Genomic DNA, 21,168 nt, shown 5'->3' on the forward strand with positions numbered 1-21,168 from the left:
CGGCCGGGCACGGATGACCGGCGGAAATCGGACCGGACGCCCCCGCAACCGCAGGGTAATCCCCCGATCCGCCGGAGACAGTTCGTGGAAGGATGACCGAACCGCCGAACCCACACATAACGAGGAGATGACCGCGTGCCTGGCACAAACCTGACTCGCGAAGAGGCGCAGCAGCGGGCGAAGCTGCTGAGCGTCGAGTCCTACGAGATCGATCTCGACCTCTCCGGCGCGCAGGAGGGCGGTACCTACCGGTCCGTGACCACGGTGCGCTTCGACGTGGCCGAAAACGGAGCCGAGTCCTTCATCGACCTCGTCGCTCCCACGGTCCACGAGGTCACGCTGAACGGGGACCCGCTCGACCCCGCGGAGGTCTTCGCGGACTCCCGTATCGCCCTGCCGGGCCTGCTGGAGGGCCGCAACATTTTGCGGGTCGTCGCCGACGCCGCGTACACCAACACCGGTGAGGGCCTGCACCGCTTCGTCGACCCGGTCGACCAGCAGGCGTACCTGTACACGCAGTTCGAGGTGCCGGACGCCCGCCGCGTCTTCGCCTCCTTCGAGCAGCCGGACCTGAAGGCCACCTTCCAGTTCACCGTGAAGGCGCCGACCGGCTGGACCGTCATCTCCAACTCCCCGACGCCGGAGCCGAAGGACGACGTCTGGGTCTTCGAGCCGACCCCGCGGATCTCGTCGTACATCACGGCCCTGATCGTCGGCCCGTACCACTCCGTGCACAGCGTGTACGAGAAGGACGGCCAGTCCGTCCCGCTGGGCATCTACTGTCGTCCCTCGCTCGCCGAACACCTCGACTCGGACGCCATCTTCGAGGTGACCCGGCAGGGCTTCGCGTGGTTCCAGGAGAAGTTCGACTACGCGTACCCGTTCAAGAAGTACGACCAGCTGTTCGTGCCGGAGTTCAACGCGGGCGCGATGGAGAACGCCGCCGCGGTGACCATCCGCGACCAGTACGTCTTCCGGTCCAAGGTGACCGACGCGGCGTACGAGACGCGCGCCGAGACCATCCTGCACGAGCTGGCCCACATGTGGTTCGGCGACCTCGTGACCATGGAGTGGTGGAACGACTTGTGGCTGAACGAGTCGTTCGCCACCTACACCTCCATCGCCTGCCAGGCGTACGCCCCGGACAGCCGGTGGCCGCACTCCTGGACCACGTTCGCCAACTCCATGAAGACGTGGGCGTACCGCCAGGACCAGCTGCCGTCCACGCACCCGATCATGGCGGAGATCCGCGACCTGGACGACGTGCTGGTCAACTTCGACGGCATCACGTACGCCAAGGGCGCCTCCGTCCTCAAGCAGCTCGTCGCCTACGTCGGCGAGGACGAGTTCTTCGCGGGCGTACAGGCGTACTTCAAGGCTCACGCGTACGGCAACACACGCCTGTCCGACCTGCTGGGCGCCCTGGAGACCACCTCCGGGCGCGACCTGAAGGCCTGGTCCAAGGCGTGGCTGCAGACAGCCGGAATCAACGTCCTGCGCCCCGAGATCGACACGGACGCGAACGGTGTCATCACCTCGTTCGCGATCCGTCAGGAGGCCCCGGCGCTCCCGGCGGGCGCGAAGGGCGAGCCGACGCTGCGTCCCCACCGGATCGCGGTCGGCCTGTACGAACTGGACAGTTCAGAAGGCGCCAGCGGCAAGCTGGTCCGTGACGAGCGGATCGAGCTGGACGTCGACGGCGAGCTGACGGCCGTACCGCAGCTGGTCGGCAAGCGCCGCCCGGCGGTCGTGCTCCTCAACGACGACGACCTGTCGTATGCCAAGGTCCGCCTCGACGAGCAGTCACTGGCCTTCGTCACCGAGCACCTCGGCGACTTCGAGTCCTCGCTGCCGCGCGCGCTGTGCTGGGCGTCGGCGTGGGACATGACGAGGGACGCGGAGCTCGCGACCCGCGACTACCTCTCGCTCGTGCTGTCGGGCATCGGCAAGGAGTCCGACATCGGTGTCGTGCAGTCGCTGCACCGGCAGGTGAAGCTGGCGATCGAGCTGTACGCCGCCCCCACCGCCCGCGAGACCCTGCTGACCCGCTGGACCGACGCCACGCTGGCCCACCTGCGGTCCGCGGTGGCGGGCAGCGACCACCAGCTGGCATGGGCGCGGGCGTTCGCGGCGACGGCCCGTACGCCGGAGCAGCTGGACCTCCTGGAGGGGCTGCTCGACGGGTCCCAGGTCGTCGAGGGCCTGGCCGTCGACACCGAGCTGCGCTGGGCGTTCGTGCAGCGGCTGGCCTCGGTGGGCCGCTACGACGAGTCGGAGATCGCCGCCGAGTACGAGCGGGACAAGACGGCGGCGGGTGAGCGCCACGCGGCGACCGCGCGTGCCTCGCGGCCGACCGAGGAGGCGAAGGCGGAGGCCTGGGCGCAGGTCGTCGAGTCCGACAAGCTGCCCAACGCGGTCCAGGAGGCCGTCATCGGCGGCTTCGTCCAGACCGACCAGCGTGAGCTGCTCGCGCCGTACACGGACCGGTACTTCGAGGTGGTCAAGGACATCTGGGAGTCCCGCTCGCACGAGATCGCCCAGCAGATCGCGGTCGGCCTCTACCCGTCGCTCCAGGTCTCCCAGGAGACCCTGGACAAGACGGACGCCTGGCTGGCCTCGGCCGAGCCGAACGCGGCCCTGCGCCGGCTCGTCTCCGAGTCCCGCGCGGGCGTGGAGCGCGCGCTGAAGGCCCAGGCGGCGGACGCGCAGGCGGCTCAGTAGGACAGCGGGAGGCGGGTGGCCCCGGTCATCCGCCTCCCGGACACACCAACCGGGCCGTGTGCAGCAGCGTCCGTACATGCACCCGGGTCTGCGCGGCCACCGGCACCCAGCGCAGGTCGTAGGTCCTCAGACGGACACCATCCCGCCCGTCGCGTTGACGAACGTGCCGGTGATGCCGCCCGCGTGGTCGGAGGCGAGGAACACCGCGGTGGCGGCGACCTCGGCCAGGGTGGGGTTGCGGCGGGTCATGCGCATCCCGGCGAGCTGGTCGATGATGCCCCGCACGGCCCCCTCGTCGATGGCGGGATTGACGGCGGCGAGCTTCTCGACGGTGAACGTCTCGGGCACCCCGGCCACCCACAGTCCCACCGCCCGCACCCCGCGCGGCCCCAGCTCGATCGCCAGGTTGCGCACGAGGGTGTCGATCGCCCCGTCCGCGGGACCGGTGCCGCCCATCATCGGACTGCCGTGCGCCGAGCCGCTGTTGAGGGCGAGGATCACTCCGGATCCGCGTGCGGCCATCCGGCGTCCGGCGGCACGGGCGGTGAGGAAGTTGGCGCGCAGACCGTTGGTGACCGGCCGCAGGAAGTCCTCGGCGGCCATGTCGACCAGCGGCGCGCCCTGCACGTCGCCGCGCGTGACCAGGTTGATGGAGATGTCGATGTCCCCGACCTGTTCGGCGTGCGCCTCCACGGCCGCCTCGTCGAGCGCGTCCACGACGGCGACCTCGGCGTCCTTGATGTCGGCGGCCACCGCCTCCAGGGACGCACGGGTGCGGCCGACGAGGTGGACCCTCGCGCCCTGCTCCGCGAAGGCACGGGCGACGGCACCGCCGATGGAACCGCCGGCGCCGTAGACGATCGCGGTCTTGTCGGTGAGCAGCATGGTGAACTCCTGGGAAGTGGTGTGTACGGGCGTACCGGGTGTACCGGGTGACATCCATGCAGACGTACGACTCCCCGGATGCTCATCGGTCGCGAGGCGTCACAGCCTCACAGGCGCAGGGGCAGCCCGAACGCCGGGAAGAGGTGCGGCTCGAAGGAGGTGATCTCCACGATCCGGTCGCCCCGGCCCCGCGTGTCGAAGCGCAGGACGTCCATGACCTGGGCGCGGTAGACGCTCGTACCCGGTCTGCGCACGTAGTTCCCCACCGCGAGCTGCCCGTTGGCGCGGGCGGGCAGGCTGCGCCAGTGGCCGAGGAAGGCCGGTGAGGCGGGGTCGAGGCTGACCCGCACGAAGTCGACGAGCGCGTCCCGGCCGGTGAACCAGAACGGGTTCGGCGGCATGGTGAGGACCACGTCCTCGGCGAGCAGCGCGGCCATCGCGTCGAGGTCGAGACGCTCGACGGCGGCCATGTACCGCTCCAGTACTGCCTGTTGCGCTCCGGTCGGCTCCGCGGGCCGCCAGTCGGAACGCTCCCGGGGCAGGTGCGCGCGCAGGGTCGGCCGGGCCCGCTGGAGCGCGCTGTTGACCGAGGCCACGCTCATCTCCATGGCCTCGGCGGTCTCCGCGGCGGTCAGTCCGAGCGCGTCCCGCAGGATGAGGGCGGCCCGCTGCCGGGCGGGCAGATGCTGGATCGCGGCCAGCAGGACGAGCTCCAGGGTCTCCCGGGAGACGGCGGCCGTCTCCGGCAAATCGCTGTCGGCGACGGGGAGTTCGTCGTCGGGGTAGGGCTGCAGCCAGGTGATCCGGGCGGGCGGCTCCCCCTCGCCGTGGTTCATCCCCGGCACCGGCTCGTAGCGCTGCGGGCGGCGTGCGGTCCGGCGCAGCAGATCCAGACAGGCGTTGGTGGCGATCCGGTACAGCCAGGTCCGCGCACTCGCCCGCCCCTGGAAGCCGTCCCGGGCCCGCCAGGCCCGCAGAAAGGTCTCCTGCACGAGGTCCTCGGCCTCGTCGTAGGACCCCGTCATGCGGTAGCAGTGCACCTGGATCTCACGACGGTACTGCTCGGTGAGGGCGCCGAAGTCGGTGTCGGTGAGTTGCGTAACGGGGGTGGGCGTGACGGAATCCCCGGTGCGCTGGGTGCCCTGGGTGTCCTGGGTGGTCTCCCGTACCGTGCGGGCCACCCGCCTCAACCGTGCGACGGACTCCGACAGTTCGGTGACGGTCGAGTACAGGACGTCCGTGGGCTGGGGCGCCAGCCGACCCGCCTGGCGCCCGATGTCGTCGATGAGCCCCTGCACGGTGAGGCCCGGCGGCTGCCGCCGTTCCCGGTAGGCCTTCTGCCGGCAGGCGGCGGAGCAGTAGACGGAGCCGCGTCCGGTACGGCCGGCTCGCGCGGCCAGCGCCTTCCCGCACACCGCACAGACGTCTGTGGCCACGTGCGCCTCCGGGAGTTTCGTAACGCGACGCCGGAGTGACGTTACAACGCCCCCGCCGGGGCCCTGCGGCGATCCCGCTCAGCAGAACCGAACGACGGCCGGGCGGGCGGCCGTACCCCCAGCTGCCCCGCCACCGTCGCCCCGAAGGCCAGCGCCATGCCCGTCAGCTGGAGCGGGGTCAGCGTCTGCCCGAGGGCCGCCCAGCCGACGACCGCGGCGGTCAGCGGGGACAGCGGGCCGAGGAAAGTGACCTGGGTGGCGGTGAGACGGCCGATGCCGCGGAACCAGAGCCAGTACGCCACCGCCGTGTTCGCCAGCGCCAGGTAGAGGTAGCCGCCGACCGCACGGCCGTCGAGGGCGGGCGGAGCACCCTCGACGAAGAGGGCGAGGGGCGCGATGAGCAGGCCGCCGGCGGTGAGCTGCCAGGCGGTGAGCGCGAGCGGGCCGACGCCGTCGGGGCGGCCCCAGCGCTTGGTCAGCACGGTCCCGGCGGACATCGAGGCGGTGGAGGCGAAGGCCGCCGCCACACCGACGGCGTCCAGCGCCCCGGCCGCCTTGAGGACGACCAGACTGACGCCGAACGCGGCCACGAGCCCGGTGAGCACGCTCCGGGCGGTGGGCCGCTGCCCCAGCAGCACGGCCGACAGTCCGACGACGATCAGCGGCCCCACCGACCCGACGACCGCGGCCATCCCGCCCGGCAGCCGGTACGCCGACAGGAACAGCAGCGGGAAGAACGCCCCGATGTTCAGCGCCCCGAGCACCGCCGCCTTCCCCCACCAGATCCCACGCGGCAGCACTCGCGCGAGGGCGAGCAGCACGAGTCCTGCGGGCAGCGCGCGCATCATGCCGGTGAACAGGGGCCGGTCGGCGGGGAGGAACTCGGTGGTCACGGCGTAGGTGGTGCCCCAGGAGACGGGGGCGAGGGCGGTGAGAAGGATCGTGGCGGGGCGGTTCGTGGTCGGCTTCCTCATGACTCCCTCTCCTTATTAGCTTGGCATAAAGTAGCTTACCTCTAAGCTACTTTTCTGCAAGCCACTTTCTTGCGGCCGAGTCGAACCCTGCGGATACTCGGCACATGAGTGCACAGCGCAAGGACGCCGTCGACGCGATCATCGAGCAGTGGGCGGCCGTGCGGCCCGACCTCGACACCCGGGCCATGGAGGTCTTCGGGCGCATCTACCGCCTCTCGCGCGCCATGGGCGACCGCGTGGAGAAGGCGTACGCCCCCTACGGCATCTCCCGCGGCGAGTTCGACGTCCTCGCCACCCTCCGCCGCGCCGGTGAGCCGTACACCCTCTCCCCCCGCCGGCTCTCCTCGACGCTGATGCTCACCACGGGCGGCATGACGGGCCGCCTCGACAAGCTGGAACGCGCCGACCTGCTCCGCCGCTCGCCCGACCCCCACGACCGCCGTGGCCTCCAAGTGACCCTGACGGAAAAGGGGTTGGCCGTCATCGACGAGGCGGTGGGAGCGGGCCTGGCCGCCCAGACGGAGGCCCTGTCCACCCTCCACGACGAACAGGCCGACCAACTGGCCGACCTGTTGCGGGCGTTGCTGGAAGGGACACAGAACTCACCGGAGTGACCCGGGTTCCGCGAGCCCCACCCCGGCTCTCGGACGGCGAGAGGGCGTCGTCCTCCTACCAGGAGACCGCTCCGTGGAGATCAGCCGACATGCTCGGCGAGCGCCGCCTCGGTCTCCCCCGCAGTCGCCCCCTCCGCCGCCCACCCCACATACCCGTCGGGCCGCACCAGGGCCGTCGTACGCCGTCCGCTCGCCCAGTGCTCCACCGCGAGCCGTTCCTTGCGGGCGTCCGGGGCGTCGTGGCCGTCCGGAGTGATCAGGACGAACCTGCCGCCGCGCAGGGACTCATAGAGGCGGCCGCCGTCCGCGAAGGTCACGTCGGGGGCGCGGGTGCCGGTCAGGGGGTGGGAGCCGCGGGGGGCCGGGTACTTGTAGCCGATGCCGGTGAGCTGGCCGAGCATGCGGCGGCGGGCCGGGGCGGCGTGGTCGAGGACGGTGGTGAGGGTGGCGCGCAGGGCCAGTTCCCAGGGGCGCTTGGCCATCGCGAGGCGGACGATGCCGCCGCTGCTGCGCAGGACGGCCCTGCCGACCGGGTGCCGTTCCAGTTGGTAGGTGTCCAGGAGTTCGGGGCCCGCGTGGCCGCCCGTCACCTGGGCCAGTTTCCAGCTCAGGTTGGCCGCGTCCTGGAGGCCGGTGTTCATGCCCTGGCCGCCGGCCGGGGTGTGCACGTGGGCCGCGTCACCGGCCAGGAAGACCCGGCCCACCCGGTAGGCGGGGGCCTGGCGTTCGTCGCTGTGGAAGCGGGACATCCAGCGGGCGTCGTGCATCCCGAAGTCGCGGCCCAGGGCGAGACGGGTGACCTCCTTGATCTCGTCGAGGTCCAGGGGCTCGCTGTCGGGGACGTCGTGGGCGCGGTTCCAGGCGATGACCCGGTGGTAGCCGTCGCCGAAGGGGGCGACGAAGGCGAAGGCGTCGCCCACGGCGTTGACGGTGAGCAGGGTCTCGGGCCGCTCGGCGAGGCGGACGTCCGCCAGCACCACCGAGCGGATCACCGAGTGGCCGGGGAAGGGCAGGCCGATCGCGTCGCGTACGGCGCTGCGCATCCCGTCGGCACCCACGAGGTACTCGGCACGGAGGGACCGCGTGGACTCGTCCGGGCCCCTGACCTGAACCGTCACGCCGTTCTCGTCCTGGGACAGGCCCGTCACCTCGGTCTCGTACCGGAAGTCGACGCCCGCCTCCACCGCGCGCCGCTCCAGGGCCTTCTCGACCTCGTACTGCGGCAGGACGAGGAGGTGGTTGAAGCGAGTGGGGAGGCCGTCGAGGTCGATGGTCAGGTCGCCGAAGAGGCGCAGCTTGTCCAGGCGCTGCCCGAGCGCCTCCAGGCCGTCGGCGAGGCCGCGGGCGTCGAGTTGTTCAAGGGTGCGGGCGTGCAGGACGAAGGCGCGGGAGAGGTTGCTGATCTTGTGCGGGCGCTTCTCGACGACGGTGACGGGGACGCCGGCCGTGGCGAGGTCACCGGCCAGGAGGAGGCCGGTGGGACCGGAGCCGACGACGATCACGGTGCTGTTCATAGCGACCTCCTGGTGGTTGCCAACGCGTGCCAACGCTTGTTTGCCAACGCTCGTTGACGAAGTTAGCGCGGCGGGCGTGTGGGGTCAACACTTGTTGGCCAACAGATGTAGGCATAAGCTCACCGGCATGAACGGCAGCACGAACGGCAGCTCGAATGGCAACAACAGCTCGGACTCCGGTCCCACCGGTGCGCGTCGCCGCTCCGACGCCACCCGCACCGCGATCCTCGCCGCGGCCCGCGAGCGCTTCGCCGCCGACGGCTACGAGCGGGCCACCATCCGCGCCATCGCCAAGGACGCGCGCATCGATCCGTCGATGGTGATGCGCTACTACGGCAGCAAGGAGGGCCTGTTCGCGGCGGTCGTGGCCGTCGACCTGAAGCTGCCGGACCTCGCCGCGCTGCCCCGGCACGACGTCGGGCGGGTGCTGGTGTCGCACTTCCTCACCATGTGGGAGGAGAACGAGGTGCTCACCGCCCTGCTCCGGGTCGGGGTGACCAATCAGGCGGGCACCGAGCGCACCCAGAACATCTTCCGGGACCAGTTGATGCCGGTCGCCCGTCAGGTGTGCCCGGATCCCCAGCAGGCTCCGGCGCGGGCCGGGCTGATGGCGACGCAACTCCTTGGGCTGGGCCTCACCCGGTACGTCCTTCGCTTCCCGCCGGTCGTCGCACTGACCCGCGAGGAGGTCGTCGCGTGGCTGGCCCCGACTCTCCAGCGGTATCTCACGGCGCCCAGCCCCTGAGAACGCACGAGGGCGCCGGCCTCGCCCACGTACGGCTCACGCCTACGTGCGGCGGGGTCGGCGCCCCGGGAAAAGTGGGGTCAGGCCTTCGATCCGGCCTTTGCCTCGGCCTCGGCGGGCTTGGTCCTGATGTTGCGGCTGGTCACCCGGTGCTCTTCCTTGGACTTGTCCAGGACCATCACCAGGGCGGCGATGACCCCGAACAGCACGAGCGGGGCCACGACGAAGAGACCCAGCGTCTCGATGACGCTCAGGCCCTTGCCGGGGTCGTCACCGTCGTCGCGGGACAGCGCAGAGGCGGGGGACGACATGAGCAGCATCATCAGCGTCGTACCGGCCACCAGGGCGCCGGCGCGCAGGGCGTTCTTCTTGTCCACGGAGCCAAAGTATCCAACGGCGGTTCGGGCCGCGCGTCCGGGGTGCCGTATGAGGCGCCCCGGCCGCGCGTGCATCCCCCGCGGCGCGCGCGGCCGCGGCGTCACGGCGCCCGCAGGACGTCCACCAGCGCGTGCAGGCGAGCCGACGCCGCCAGGTCCTCCAGCGTCATCACCCGGCCCTCCCCGTCCGCGATCGGCAACCGCCAGTTCGGGTACTGGTCCCAGGTCCCCGGCAGGTTCTGCGGTCGGCGGTCCCCCACCGCGTCCGGCAGCCAGACCCCCACCATGCGGGCGGGTGTGTTCAGGAGGTACCGGTGGACGGCCTGGATCTGCGCCTCCTCCGAGGAGGGGTCGGCGCCGCCCCCCGTGCCGTGCAGCAGTCCGAGACGGGCCAGCAGCTCCAGCCACTCCCCCGTGTCCGCCGCGGCCTCGGCGCGCTCCTCGTCCAGCGGCCGGGTCAGCAGTCCGAGGCTGTCCCGCAGCTCGACGTGCTCCCCGGTCAGGCGCGAGGCGGTGGGCGGCAGGTCGTGCGTGGTCGCGGTCGCGAGGCAGTCCGCGCGCCACCGCTCGGGCGGCAGCGGACGCCCGTCGCCCTCCCAGTCCCGCTCGAACCAGAGCACCGATGTCCCGAGCACCCCCCGCTCGCGCAGCGCCTCCCGCACCCCCGGTTCGACGGTGCCGAGGTCCTCGCCGATCACCAGCGCCCCGGCCCGCGACGCCTCCAGGACCAGCACGGCGAGCATCGCCTCCGCGTCGTAGCGGACGTACGTCCCCTCCGTCGGCGGCTGCCCCTGCGGGACCCACCACAGCCGGAACAGGCCCATGACGTGGTCGATGCGCAGCGCACCGGTGTACCGGAACAGGGCCCGCAGCAGCTGCCGGTAGGGCGCGTACCCCGACTCCGCGAGCCGGTCCGGGCGCCACGGTGGCAGCCCCCAGTCCTGGCCGCGGGCGTTGAAGGCGTCCGGAGGAGCTCCCACGGACATGCCGGCCGCGAAGTACGCCTGCTGGGCCCACGCGTCCGCGCCCTCGGGGTGCACGCCCACCGCGAGGTCGTGGACGACGCCCACCGGCATCCCCGCCTCCCGCGCGGTCCGCTGCGCGGCGCCGAGCTGGCTCTCGGTGAGCCAGGCGAGGCGGCAGTAGAAGTCGACGCGGTCCATCAGCTCACCGCGCGCGCGGGCCGTCTCCGCGGATCGCGGGTCGCGGAGGCCGACGGGCCAGCCGCGCCAGTCCGAGCCGTGCGCCTCGGCCAGCGCGTACCAGGTCGCGTGGTCCTCCAGCGCCTCGCCGCCCTCGGCGAGATAGTCGGCGTAGGCGGCGCGGCGGCCGGGCCCGAGGGGGACCTCGTGGAGGAGTTCGAGCGCTTCCCGCTTCAGGTCCCACACCGCGTCACGGTCGATCAACGCGCCCTTGTCGAGCACGGATGCCCGCAGCCGCTCGGCCCGCCCGAGCAGGGTCCGCAGCCGGTCGCGGTCCGCGACCTGGGCGTACTCGGGGATGTCCTCGATGCGCAGGTGCACCGGGTCGGGGAAGCGGCGCGAGGACGGCCGGTAGGGGGACGGGTCGGTGGGGGCGCCGGGCACGGCCGCGTGCAGCGGGTTGACCTGGACGAATCCGGCGCCGAGGGCACGCCCCGCCCAGGAGGTCAGTTCGGCGAGGTCGCCGAGGTCGCCCATGCCCCAGGAGCGGTGCGAGAGCAGGGAGTAGAGCTGGACGAGGAGGCCGTACGACCGCCCCGGCGGCGCCGGCAGCCGCGGCGGGGCGACGATCAGGTGGGCGTCGGCGGTGCGGCCGTCGGGGGCGGTGGCGGTCAACCGGTGGACACCGGGCGGGAGTTGGTCGGCGGCGGCGCGCACCTCGCCCTGTTCGGTGGCGATGCGCAGCCGGGTGCCCGCGGGCAGGTCGGCGACGAAGGCGGGCGGGCTGTCGCTCCAGCACACCACGGTCGGCGGCAGCAGGCGCTCGCGCAGCTCGCGGTCCCGGGCCGCGAGGGCGGCGGCCGGGTCACTCGCGTCGACGCCGAGGGCGGCCAGGGCCAGGGTGACGGCCGTGGCGGAGGCGGCGACCGTACGGTCCGGGGAGGGCTGGTACGCGGTGGCGATGCCGTACGACTCGGCGAGCCGGGACAGTTCCGGACCGGGGGGCGCCGCCATCTATGGCTCCAGGTGGGCGTCGGACTCGCTGATCAGGTGGGCGGCCTCGGCGAGCGGGGGTTCGCTGGTGAGGGGTTCGGCGTCGGGCAGCGGTGGTTCGCTGGTGAGCGGGGTCTCGGTGCAGGCGCCCTCGGCGCTGAAGACGCAGAAGTATTCAGCGGGCGCCTCGGGTTTGGACAGGGCCGGGAGCAGAAGGGGTGCCGGTGCGGCCACGGGGGCCTCCTTGTCGAGTTCGACGACGGGGGTTACCGCAGCCCTACCCACAGGACGCGACGACAGACGTACCGGAGGGGAGAACGTGCTCTTCGTCATGTTCCGTGGCTCCGTGGTTCCCGTCCAGCGGTCGCCGTTCATTACTGATCCTGATCACTATTCACTCAGTACATGTACTTGGTGCATACTGAGCGCCATGAGCATCCGCCACATCCTGCTGGGGCTGCTCGCCGGAGGGCCGAGCCATGGCTACGACCTCAAGCGACGCCACGACGACCGTTTCCCCGAGGCCCGTCCGCTGGCCTACGGGCAGGTCTACACGACCCTCCAGCGCCTGGTCCGCGACGGTCTCGCCGAGATCGACGGCACGGACTCCGACGGCGGGCCGGAGCGCACCAAGTACCGCTCGACCGAGGCGGGCGCGCGTGAACTGGCCGAGTGGGCCGGGCAGATCGCCCCGCCCGCGCCCTTCGTGACCAACGAGATCTTCGCCAAGGTCGTCGTCTCGATCCTGTCCGGCGGCGACCCGGACGCCTATCTCCGGGCCCAGCGCGCCGCCCACATGAAGCGGATGCGGGAGCTCACGGCGGTCAAGACCGCCCAGGGCGCCGACCTCGCGACCGTGCTCTCGGCGGACTACGCCCTCAACCACCTCGACGCCGACCTCCGCTGGATGACCACCACGGCGGCCCGGCTGACCACTTTGACCGCGGAGGTCGACTCAGCATGAGCAAACCAGAGCCGCTGCTCGCGGCCCGCGACCTCGCCAAGGCGTACGGCAGGTCCGAGGCACTGCGCGGCGCCTCGGTCGAGCTGGACGCCGGTGAGATCCTCGCCGTCACCGGCACCAGCGGCAGCGGGAAGTCGACGCTGCTGCACTGCCTGGCCGGGATCGTGCGGCCGGACGCCGGTTCGGTGTCCTACGGCGGTGAGCGCCTCGACGAGCTGCCCGAGAAGCGGCTGAGCGAGCTGCGCCGTACGGAGTTCGGCGTGGTCTTCCAGTTCGGGCAGCTGATCCCCGAGCTGACGGCGCTCGACAACGTGGCGCTGCCGCTGCTGCTCGCGGGCGTCTCCCGCGCCGACGCCCACACGCGGGCCGGTGAGTGGCTGGAGCGGTTCGGAGTGCGCGGCCAGGCCCCGCTGCGGCCCGGTGAGATGAGCGGCGGGCAGGCCCAGCGGGCCGCGCTGGCCCGCGCCCTGATCACCGGACCGAAGGTCGTCTTCGCGGACGAGCCGACCGGCGCGCTGGACTCCCTGGCGAGCGAGCAGGTCATGACGGCCCTGGTCCACACGGCCCGCGAGGTGGGCACGGCGGTCCTGCTGATCACCCATGACGCCCAGGTGGCAGCGTACGCCGACCGCGAGGTGCGGATGGCCGACGGGGCCGTGGCCCCGGCGGGGGTGACGGCATGACGACCGGCATCGAGGCACGGGCCGGCGGCTCCCTGGCCGCGGACCTCCACATGGCCTGGCTGCTCACCCGGGGTTCCGACCGGCGGGAGTGGTGGCGGGTGGGGCTGACAGCCGTCGGGGCGGCGCTCGCGGCCGGCATCGTGATGTCCGTCGTCGCGCTGAACTCACTGGACGGGTACCACTCCGTGTCCTTCGGCTCCGGGCTGCTCAACTCGGCGAGCGACCGGCGCAACGTCGGACTCGTGCTGCTGATGCTGCTCGTCCCGGTGCTCGGGTTCCTCGGGCAGTGCGCGCGGATCGGCGCGGTGCACCGGGACCGGCGGCTGGCCGCGCTGCGGCTGGCGGGTGCCGGGGCATGGCAGGTACGGCGGATCGCGGCGCTGGAGGCGGGGCCGGCCTGTCTGGCGGGCTCGGTGGCGGCCACCGCCGTGTTCGTACGGCTGCTGCTGCACCTGTGGGAGCGGCCCGGCGCCCTCGCCTGGGCCGGTGTCGTCCTGGTCCCGGTGGCGGTACCGCTGCTGGCCGCGGCCGTGAGCATGCTGGCGCTGCGTCGGGTGGTGACCTCCCCGCTGGGCTGGGTGCGACGGGCGCGGCCGGTGTGGGGTCCGGGGCGGGTGCTGCGCGTGGTGATCGGGCTGCTCGGGGTAGCAGCGCTGTTCGTCGGTGTGTCGTCGTTCCTCGGCGGGCCCGTCGAGGTCGCCCTCGGCCCGCTGGCGCTGTTCGCCGTCGTCCTGGTCGTCGGGGCCGCGACGGTGTCCCTGGCCGGTACGGCGGCCCGGCGGCTGGGCGGGGCACTGGCCGCCCGCGCGCAGAGCCCGGCGGTGCTGATCGCGGCGGAACGGCTGCGGGCAGACCCCTGGGCGGCGGCCCGCACCCATGCCTCGGTGCTGCTGGTGACGGTCGTCGGCGCGGGGTTCGTGGGCGTACGGCAGGTGCTGCTCTCGACCTTGCACACCATGCGCCGCGAGGGCACGCTGGCGACGGACCTGAGCTATTACACGACCGGCATCGACCTGACGGCCGCCGCGATCCTCGTCGCGCTCGCGCTGACCGTGACGGGACTGGCCGTGGGCACCGTCGAGTCCCTCGCCACCCGTCGCCGGGGCCTGGCCGCCCAGGTCGCCGCCGGGGTGCCGTACCGGGTGCTGGCCAGGGCGCTGCTCCTGGAGACCGCTCTGCCGCTGGCTCCCGCGGTCGCTCTGGCGGGCGTGGGCGGTACGGCGATCGGCGTCTGGTACGCCTCGCTGGCCTCGCACGACACGGTGACCGGACTGCCGTACGCCGCGCTCCTGGTCCCGCTCGGGGTCTATGCGGCCTGCCTCCTGGCCGCCGCCACCTCGCTGCCGCTGCTGCGCCGCTCACTGCGCCCGGCGGAGCTCAGGTACACCTGAGCAGTTGATCTTCCGGTCCCGGAGGTACGGGGGGCCTCCGGGACCGGAACGAGCCGCGTGCGGCAACACAAAGGCCCGGATCGTCGTCAGGCAGAGATGCCGTCGATCCGGGCCATGGCGGCCTCCGCGCCGTACGGTTGCAAGTACGGCAGCCAGCGTGGGTCCCTGTGCCCGGTGCCGATGATGCGCCAGGCCAGACCGGTGGGCGGGGCGGGTTTGTGGCGCAGCCGCCAGCCGATTTCGAACAGGTGTCGGTCGGCCTTCACATGGTTGCAGCGCCGGCAGGACGCCACCACGTTGTCCCAGACGTGCTTGCCCCCGCGGCTGCGCGGGATGACGTGGTCGACGCTGGTTGCGACGCCACCGCAGTACATGCACCGGCCCCCGTCGCGCGCGAAGAGCGCTCTGCGGGTGAGAGGAACGGGCCCCCGATAGGGAACCCGCACGAATCGCTTGAGCCGGACCACGCTGGGTGCGGGGACTGTGACGGTCGCGCTGTGCATGAAGGCGCCGGATTCCTCGAGGGAGACCGCTTTGTTCTCCAGGACGAGGACGAGCGCGCGGCGGAGCGGTACGACGCCGAGGGGCTCGTACGACGCGTTGAGTACCAGGACATGCGGCACGGATGCCTCCTTGGGCGTCGGCGGCGCGTGGCTCGCGCCGGGACGAACTGCAGTCAGTCTCCCCTCTCGGCCGGGAGAAACGCCACCATGTCCCGGTAACGGGCTGGGAGTGTTTTCGACCACACCATTCTTCATCCCCAGGTGAGAGCCGTCTCTCCCCTCGGCATTGCAACGATCCACACACGATGCACCGTTAGTGTGGTGAGCCTGCTTTACCGGTGACCATTTCGTGACCTTGACCGCCGTACCGGAAGGCAGACGCAGCACCTGGAGGTACCTGCCGTGTCCTTGTCCGCCGTCCTACTGGCCGCGAGTCCGTCGCCGTCGCCGTCCCCCTCGGACAGCTCGACGCCGGCCGTGCCGAGTCTCCAGGACGCCCAGGAGAGCGCGACGAACGCCGCGAGCTGGGTCGAGCAGAACTGGTCGACCTGGCTGGCGATCGGTCTGCGGGTCCTGCTGATCCTGGTGATCGCCGCGGTGCTGAGAATGTTCGTGCGGCGGGCCATCACCAAGCTGATCGACCGGATGAACCGCACCGCGCAGGCGGTCGACGGCACGGCGATCGGCGGTCTGCTCGTCAACAACGAGCGCCGCCGGCAGCGCTCGCAGGCCATCGGGTCGGTGCTGCGCTCCGTGGCGAGCTTCATCATCATGGGCACCGCCGCCCTGATGGTCCTGGGCGCCTTCGAGATCAACCTGGCCCCGCTGCTCGCGTCGGCCGGTGTCGCGGGTGTGGCGATCGGTTTCGGCGCCCGCAACCTCGTCACGGACTTCCTCTCCGGGGTCTTCATGATCCTGGAGGACCAGTACGGCGTCGGCGACACCATCGACGCGGGCGTGGCCTCCGGCGAGGTCATCGAGGTCGGCCTGAGGGTGACCAAGCTGCGCGGCGACAGCGGCGAGATCTGGTACGTCCGCAACGGCGAGGTCAAGCGCATCGGCAACCTCTCCCAGGGCTGGGCGACGGCCGGCGTGGACGTGATCGTGCGAGCCTCCGAGGACCTGGACAAGGTCAAGCGGGTGCTGGGCGAGGTCGCCGAGAAGATGAGCAAGGAGGAGCCCTGGAACGAGCTCCTGTGGAGCCCGATCGAGGTCCTCGGCCTGGACAGCGTCCTGCTGGACTCGATGGTCGTGCGGGTCTCCGCCAAGACCATGCCCGGCAAGTCCCTCACCGTCGAGCGTGAGCTGCGCTGGCGCATCAAGCGCGCCTTCGACGCGGCGGACATCCGCATCGTCGGCGGCGCCGCCGTCGTCACCGACGAGGAGGCCGCCGACCCGACCGCGGCGGTCGCGGCCCCGTCGGTCTTCTCCAACTCCGATTCCCCGCAGGCCGCGGCCGCCTCCCCGCTCGTGTCGGCACCGGCGCAGCGCCCGGCGGCGAAGTAACGGCCGGCGGTACGGCGGTCAAGCGGTGCGGCGGCGGTGAACTCTCACCTTCTTCACGTGAACCCCACGTTCCGGTCACGAACGTGATCGTCTAGGGTCACCCCCACAGCGGGCCCTTGTTCTGGAGCGCAATGCCGCCCAGGGGCCCGCTTCGAATGTGGGGAAACGCATGAGAAAGCTCGCCATAGGCATCGCCGCGTCCGGCGCCCTGGCACTGACCGGTCTGGTCGCGCCCGTCGCGTCCGCGGACACCTCGCCCGACCTGGTCTTCTCCGCCGTCACGGTCAACAACGGCAAGGCGGTCACCGTCGGCACCACCGCCGCCGTGAAGGTGCCGGTGACGTACACCCTCACCCGCCCCTCCGATCTGACGATCGACTACAAGAACACCTTCGCGGGCGTCCTGCTCTACCGGGGCACGCTCAGCAGGATGTCGAACGAGGTCGAGCCCGAGGACCTCCCCACCTGCACGACGACCGCGACGACGGACACCACCGTCACCGAGTCGTGCAAGGAGACCGTGGTGATCGCCCCCGACGACACCCTGTACTCGGCCTCGGACGCCACCACCTGGAAGGCGGCCGGCCTCTACAGCACGATGGACCAGGACAACGACGGTTCCGACGGCCACGTCCACATCGGCTACGACTTCGACGCCTGGGGTCCCCTCGGCAGCGGCGTCCAGGTCAAGCGCGCGGCGAAGCTCACCACCGACGCGGCGCCCGAGCCGGTGAAGAAGGGCGGGACCATCACGGTCACCGGCAAGCTGACCCGGGCCAACTGGGAGACCGGCACGTACACGGGTTACACCACCCAGAAGGCCACCCTTCAGTTCCGGGCCAAGAGCGCCACCAGCTACACCACCGTCAAGACGGTGACCTCCGGGACCGGCGGCGCGCTGAAGACGACGACGAAGGCCACCAAGGACGGCTACTACCGCTACGTCTTCGCGGGTACGGCCACCACCGGCTCGGCGAAGGCTCCCGGCGACTTCATCGACGTCCGGTAGGCGCTTTCCCCCACTCCTTCGACCGCCCCCGCAGGTAACGACTCCGTTTCCTGCGGGGGCGGTTTGCCGTTCCCCCCTTGACGGACAGGTGGTCCAGACCTAAGTTCCGGTGCATCCGATAGGAAACCTTCCTAACAGTCGCCGGACAGTAAAGTCGTCCGGCAGTCACGGAGAGGGGCACCCATGGCAGGCACACCACGCACGCTGCGCGCCATGAACGACCGTGCCGCGCTCGACCTCCTGCTGGAGCACGGCCCCCTCTCCCGTACGCGGATCGGCAAGCTCACCGGCCTGTCCAAGCCGACCGCGTCCCAGCTCCTGGCCCGCCTGGAGGCGTCGGGCCTCGTCCTCGCCACCGGTACCACCGAGGGCAGGCCGGGCCCCAACGCCCAGCTGTACGAGGTCGACCCCACCGCCGCGTACGCCGCCGGGCTCGACGTCACCCCCGAGCGCGTCCTCGCCGCCGTCGCCGACATCACCGGCCGCACGGTGGGCTCCTACGAACTGCCGACCCCGGGACGCCGGCCCGCCCAGCCCGTCGTACAACAGGTCACCGACGCCCTCGACGGCGCGGTGAAGGCGGCGGGACTGGCCCGGGGCGACGTCCACCGGCTCGTCATCGGCACCCCGGGCGCCTTCGACCCGGGCACGGGCCGGCTGCGCTACGCCTCCCACCTCCCCGGCTGGCACAGCCCGACCCTCCTCGACGAACTCGCCGCCGCGCTGCCGATGCCGGTCGAGTACGAGAACGACGTCAACCTCGTCGCCGTGGCCGAGCAACGGCTCGGGGCGGCCCGCGGACACGAGGACTTCGTGCTGCTGTGGAACGAGGGCGGCCTCGGTGCCGCCCTGGTCCTCGGCGGGCGGCTGCACCGCGGCTGGACCGGCGGTGCGGGGGAGGTGGGTTTCCTGCCGGTTCCCGGAGCACCGCTGGTGCGGCAGGTGACCAAGGCCAACAGTGGCGGCTATCAGGAGCTCGCGGGCTCCCAGGCCATCCCGGCCCTCGCCCGCGAGCTCGGCATGACGGACATCCCCTCGGGGCCGTACGCCGAGGCCGCCGCCGCCCTCGTCGAGCGGGCCGCCACCGAGGACACCGTCCTTGGCCGGCTGCTCCTGGAGACCTACGCCACCCGTCTGGCCACCGGTCTCGCCTCCCTCGTCTCCGTTCTCGACCCCGAACTCGTCGTCCTCAGCGGTGCCTCGCTCACCGCCGGCGGCGACACCCTGCGTGCCCTCGTCCAGGCCGAGCTGGAGGAACTGGCAGCCTCCCGCCCCCGGCTGGTCGTCGGCGACGTCCGCGAACACCCCGTGCTGCGCGGTGCGCTGGAGAGCGCGCTCGCGGCCACCCGCGACGAGGTCTTCGACACCTCGCGCTGAGCCCCCGACCTCACCGTCCCTTCCCGTCCCCTGGGAGACCCCGTCATGCGCACACCCATACCCTCGTCCGCCCGAAAAGCGGCCTTTGCCCTGACCGTGTCCGCCGTGCTCGTCACCACCGCCTGTACCGGCCAGTCCTCCTCCGGCGCCGACGACGACGCCTCGAAGGAGACGACCATCAACTTCTGGCACGCCTGGAGCGCGGACTCCGAGGTGGCGGGAGTGAAGGCGCTGGTCGCCGGTTTCGAGAAGGCGCACCCCAACATCCACGTCAACGTCGTCGGCAACATGACCGACGACAAGATCAACCAGGCGCTGCGCACGGGCGGCGGCAAGGCCCCGGACGTCATCTCGTCGTTCACCACGAACAACGTGGGCAAGTTCTGCTCCTCGGGGGCGCTGGCCGATCTCAACCCGTTCTTCAAGAAGTCGTCGATCGACCCGGACACGACCTTCCCGGCCGCGATGAACCAGTACACGCAGTTCGACGGCGACCGCTGTGCCGCGCCGCTCCTCGGTGACGCGTACGGGCTCTACTACAACAAGACGGCGTTCGAGAAGGCGGGCATCACCGCGCCGCCCAAGACGTGGACCGAGTTCGAGGCCGACGCCAAGAAGCTGACGATCCCCCAGGGCGACTCGTACAAGCAGCTCGGTTTCATGCCGGACTACCACGGCTGGGAGACGACGACCGAGCACTACATGGGCCAGTTCTCGCCCACCTACTTCGACAAGGCGGGCAAGTCCACGGTCGCCACCGACCCGGCCGTCGCCGCCGCCTTCACCCTCCAGAAGAAGCTCGTCGACGAGCTCGGCGGCTACCGGAAGCTGGAGAAGTACCGCGCGGGACTCGGCGACGAGTGGGGCCCCAAGCACCCCTTCCAGACCGGCCAGGTCGCCATGCAGCTCGACGGTGAGTGGCGGCTCGGCATGGCCGTGGACGCCAAGCCCGGCTTCGACATCGGCGTCGCCCCGCTGCCCGTACCCGACAACCAGGCGGACCAGTACGGCAAGGGGTACATCACCGGCACCATCGCAGGCATCGCCGCCAACAGCACCAAGCAGAACGCGGCCTGGGAGTTCCTGAAGTACATCACCACGGACACGGACGCGGTGGTCGGCTTCTCCAACGCCATCCACAACGTGCCCTCGACACTAGAGGCCCTGAAGTCCCCGAAGCTGAAGTACGACCCGCGCTTCAAGACCTTCCTCGACATCGCCGCGAACCCGAACTCCACGACCGCCCCGTCCTCGATCAACGGCGGCGTGTACCTCACCACCATCCAGGAGCTCGGCTACGCCTACGAGAGCGGCAAGGTCACGGACCTCGACAAGGGCCTCGCCGACGCGGCCAAGCAGATCGACACGGACATCGCGCAGGCGAAGTAGCGATGAGCACCGTCACTCTGGCGTCGAAGCGCCGCCGGTCGGCGCTTCGGACCCTCGCCTTCATGTCGCCCTGGTTGATCGGCTTCACGGTCTTCTTCGCCTACCCGCTGCTCTCGACGGTCTACTTCTCGTTCATGCACTACGACGGCTTCAAGCCGCCGACCTGGAGCGGGACGAAGAACTGGACCTACGTCTTCGAGCACTACCCCTTCTTCTGGCCGGCCCTGCGCAACACCCTGTGGCTGGTCGTGGTGATGGTGTCCCTCCGGGTCGTCTTCGGCCTCGGTGTCGGTCTGCTCATCACGAAGATCAAGACGGCGACGGGGGTCTTCCGGACGCTCTTCTACCTGCCGTACCTGGCCCCGCCGGTGGCCGCCACGATGGCCTTCGCGTTCCTCCTCAACCCCGGTACCGGACCGGTCAACTCGATCCTGGAGAAGGTCGGCATCCCGGCCCCCGGCTGGTTCAACGACCCCACCTGGTCGAAGCCGGCCCTCACCCTGCTCGCCCTGTGGGGCATCGGCGACCTGATGGTCATCTTCATGGCCGCGCTGCTCGACGTGCCGACAGAGCAGTACGAGGCGGCCGAGCTGGACGGGGCGTCCGCCTGGCAGCGGTTCCGGTTCGTCACCCTTCCCAACATCTCGCCGATCGTGATGTTCGCCGTCGTCACCGGCGTGATCCAGACGATGCAGTACTACACACAGCCACTCATCGCCGGGAAGGTCGCCTCGGGCGTGATCCAGGGCGCGGGCACCCAGTTCGAGCCCGGCTACCCGGACAAGTCCACGCTGACCCTCCCCCAGCTCGTCTACAACCTCGGCTTCCAGCGCTTCGACTACGGCTCCGCGTGTGTCGTCGCCCTCGTCCTCTTCGCCCTGTCGATGGTGTTCACCGCGTTCCTCATGCGGCGCCGGGGCGGTCTCATCCAGGCAGGTGACTGAC

The 21,168-nt window shown here is 71.3% G+C and carries 19 protein-coding genes; 11 read left to right on the plus strand and 8 right to left on the minus strand.

Annotated features, from left to right (window positions below; genetic code table 11):
* Window positions 1–135: 135 nt before the first annotated feature.
* Window positions 136–2,721 carry an aminopeptidase N gene (pepN, locus tag ACGFWE_RS13430; RefSeq protein ID WP_393599921.1) on the plus strand — a complete coding sequence of 862 codons (2,586 nt, stop codon included), beginning with the start codon at window positions 136–138 and terminating at the stop codon, window positions 2,719–2,721.
* Window positions 2,722–2,847: 126 nt separating this feature from the next.
* Here the strand turns inward: pepN and ACGFWE_RS13435 are convergent, their stop codons facing one another.
* The 3 genes from ACGFWE_RS13435 to ACGFWE_RS13445 form a co-directional block, all read right to left on the minus strand.
* A complete protein-coding gene (locus ACGFWE_RS13435; RefSeq protein ID WP_352384013.1) occupies window positions 2,848–3,606 on the minus strand; it encodes an SDR family oxidoreductase in 759 nt (252 codons plus the stop codon).
* A 107-nt stretch (window positions 3,607–3,713) separates the two neighbouring features.
* Complete coding sequence (locus tag ACGFWE_RS13440) at window positions 3,714–5,042, minus strand: sigma-70 family RNA polymerase sigma factor (protein WP_393599923.1); 1,329 nt, start codon at window positions 5,040–5,042, stop codon at window positions 3,714–3,716.
* Window positions 5,043–5,083: 41 nt separating this feature from the next.
* Window positions 5,084–6,016, minus strand: coding sequence for an EamA family transporter (locus ACGFWE_RS13445; RefSeq protein ID WP_352384017.1), 933 nt, complete (start codon window positions 6,014–6,016; stop codon window positions 5,084–5,086).
* Window positions 6,017–6,120: 104 nt separating this feature from the next.
* Here ACGFWE_RS13445 and ACGFWE_RS13450 point away from each other — a divergent pair, with 104 nt between their 5' ends.
* Entirely contained in the window at window positions 6,121–6,630 is a 510-nt protein-coding gene (locus ACGFWE_RS13450) for a MarR family winged helix-turn-helix transcriptional regulator (RefSeq protein ID WP_393599925.1), read from the plus strand.
* Between the two features lie 80 nt (window positions 6,631–6,710).
* Here ACGFWE_RS13450 and ACGFWE_RS13455 read toward each other — a convergent pair whose 3' ends face one another.
* Window positions 6,711–8,144 (minus strand): FAD-dependent monooxygenase, encoded by a 1,434-nt coding sequence (locus tag ACGFWE_RS13455; RefSeq protein ID WP_393599926.1) that lies wholly within the window; start codon window positions 8,142–8,144, stop codon window positions 6,711–6,713.
* A 127-nt stretch (window positions 8,145–8,271) separates the two neighbouring features.
* On the opposite strand from ACGFWE_RS13455, the gene ACGFWE_RS13460 reads away from it, so the two are divergent.
* Window positions 8,272–8,889, plus strand: a complete 618-nt coding sequence (locus ACGFWE_RS13460; RefSeq protein ID WP_352384022.1) for a TetR family transcriptional regulator — start codon at window positions 8,272–8,274, stop codon at window positions 8,887–8,889.
* A gap of 80 nt (window positions 8,890–8,969) precedes the next feature.
* Here the strand turns inward: ACGFWE_RS13460 and ACGFWE_RS13465 are convergent, their stop codons facing one another.
* The 3 genes from ACGFWE_RS13465 to ACGFWE_RS13475 form a co-directional block, all read right to left on the minus strand.
* The gene (locus ACGFWE_RS13465; RefSeq protein WP_352384024.1) at window positions 8,970–9,266 is read right to left on the minus strand and encodes a hypothetical protein; all 297 of its coding nucleotides are present in this window, start codon (window positions 9,264–9,266) and stop codon (window positions 8,970–8,972) included.
* A gap of 101 nt (window positions 9,267–9,367) precedes the next feature.
* A complete protein-coding gene (gene malQ, locus ACGFWE_RS13470) occupies window positions 9,368–11,422 on the minus strand; it encodes a 4-alpha-glucanotransferase (protein WP_393599927.1) in 2,055 nt (684 codons plus the stop codon).
* Window positions 11,423–11,635, minus strand: a complete 213-nt coding sequence (locus tag ACGFWE_RS13475; RefSeq protein WP_352384028.1) for a hypothetical protein — start codon at window positions 11,633–11,635, stop codon at window positions 11,423–11,425.
* A 196-nt stretch (window positions 11,636–11,831) separates the two neighbouring features.
* On the opposite strand from ACGFWE_RS13475, the gene ACGFWE_RS13480 reads away from it, so the two are divergent.
* The 3 genes from ACGFWE_RS13480 to ACGFWE_RS13490 are packed head-to-tail and all read left to right on the plus strand — an operon-like array spanning window position 11,832 to window position 14,439.
* Window positions 11,832–12,365: a PadR family transcriptional regulator gene (locus tag ACGFWE_RS13480; protein ID WP_393599928.1), complete on the plus strand. Its 534-nt coding sequence runs from the start codon at window positions 11,832–11,834 to the stop codon at window positions 12,363–12,365.
* Window positions 12,362–13,048: an ABC transporter ATP-binding protein gene (locus ACGFWE_RS13485; RefSeq protein ID WP_352384031.1), complete on the plus strand. Its 687-nt coding sequence runs from the start codon at window positions 12,362–12,364 to the stop codon at window positions 13,046–13,048. Before ACGFWE_RS13480 ends, ACGFWE_RS13485 begins: the two co-directional genes overlap by 4 nt.
* Entirely contained in the window at window positions 13,045–14,439 is a 1,395-nt protein-coding gene (locus tag ACGFWE_RS13490; RefSeq protein WP_352384033.1) for an FtsX-like permease family protein, read from the plus strand. Before ACGFWE_RS13485 ends, ACGFWE_RS13490 begins: the two co-directional genes overlap by 4 nt.
* Window positions 14,440–14,525: 86 nt before the next feature.
* Here ACGFWE_RS13490 and ACGFWE_RS13495 read toward each other — a convergent pair whose 3' ends face one another.
* On the minus strand, window positions 14,526–15,062 hold the full coding sequence (locus tag ACGFWE_RS13495) for an HNH endonuclease (RefSeq protein WP_266514508.1): 537 nt from the start codon (window positions 15,060–15,062) through the stop codon (window positions 14,526–14,528).
* A 282-nt stretch (window positions 15,063–15,344) separates the two neighbouring features.
* Here ACGFWE_RS13495 and ACGFWE_RS13500 point away from each other — a divergent pair, with 282 nt between their 5' ends.
* The 5 genes from ACGFWE_RS13500 (at window position 15,345) to ACGFWE_RS13520 (ending at window position 21,167) form a co-directional block, all read left to right on the plus strand.
* The gene (locus ACGFWE_RS13500; protein WP_352384035.1) at window positions 15,345–16,448 is read left to right on the plus strand and encodes a mechanosensitive ion channel family protein; all 1,104 of its coding nucleotides are present in this window, start codon (window positions 15,345–15,347) and stop codon (window positions 16,446–16,448) included.
* Between the two features lie 169 nt (window positions 16,449–16,617).
* Complete coding sequence (locus tag ACGFWE_RS13505) at window positions 16,618–17,457, plus strand: hypothetical protein (protein WP_352384037.1); 840 nt, start codon at window positions 16,618–16,620, stop codon at window positions 17,455–17,457.
* Window positions 17,458–17,640: 183 nt separating this feature from the next.
* Window positions 17,641–18,834, plus strand: a complete 1,194-nt coding sequence (locus ACGFWE_RS13510) for an ROK family protein (RefSeq protein ID WP_393599929.1) — start codon at window positions 17,641–17,643, stop codon at window positions 18,832–18,834.
* A 45-nt stretch (window positions 18,835–18,879) separates the two neighbouring features.
* Window positions 18,880–20,223 carry an ABC transporter substrate-binding protein gene (locus tag ACGFWE_RS13515; RefSeq protein WP_393599930.1) on the plus strand — a complete coding sequence of 448 codons (1,344 nt, stop codon included), beginning with the start codon at window positions 18,880–18,882 and terminating at the stop codon, window positions 20,221–20,223.
* 2 nt (window positions 20,224–20,225) lie between these two features.
* A complete protein-coding gene (locus ACGFWE_RS13520) occupies window positions 20,226–21,167 on the plus strand; it encodes a sugar ABC transporter permease (RefSeq protein WP_352384042.1) in 942 nt (313 codons plus the stop codon).
* Window position 21,168 lies beyond the last annotated feature (1 nt).

It is taken from the genome of Streptomyces sp. NPDC048523 (assembly GCF_043199815.1).
In the GTDB taxonomy this organism is placed as follows: Bacteria; Actinomycetota; Actinomycetes; order Streptomycetales; family Streptomycetaceae; genus Streptomyces.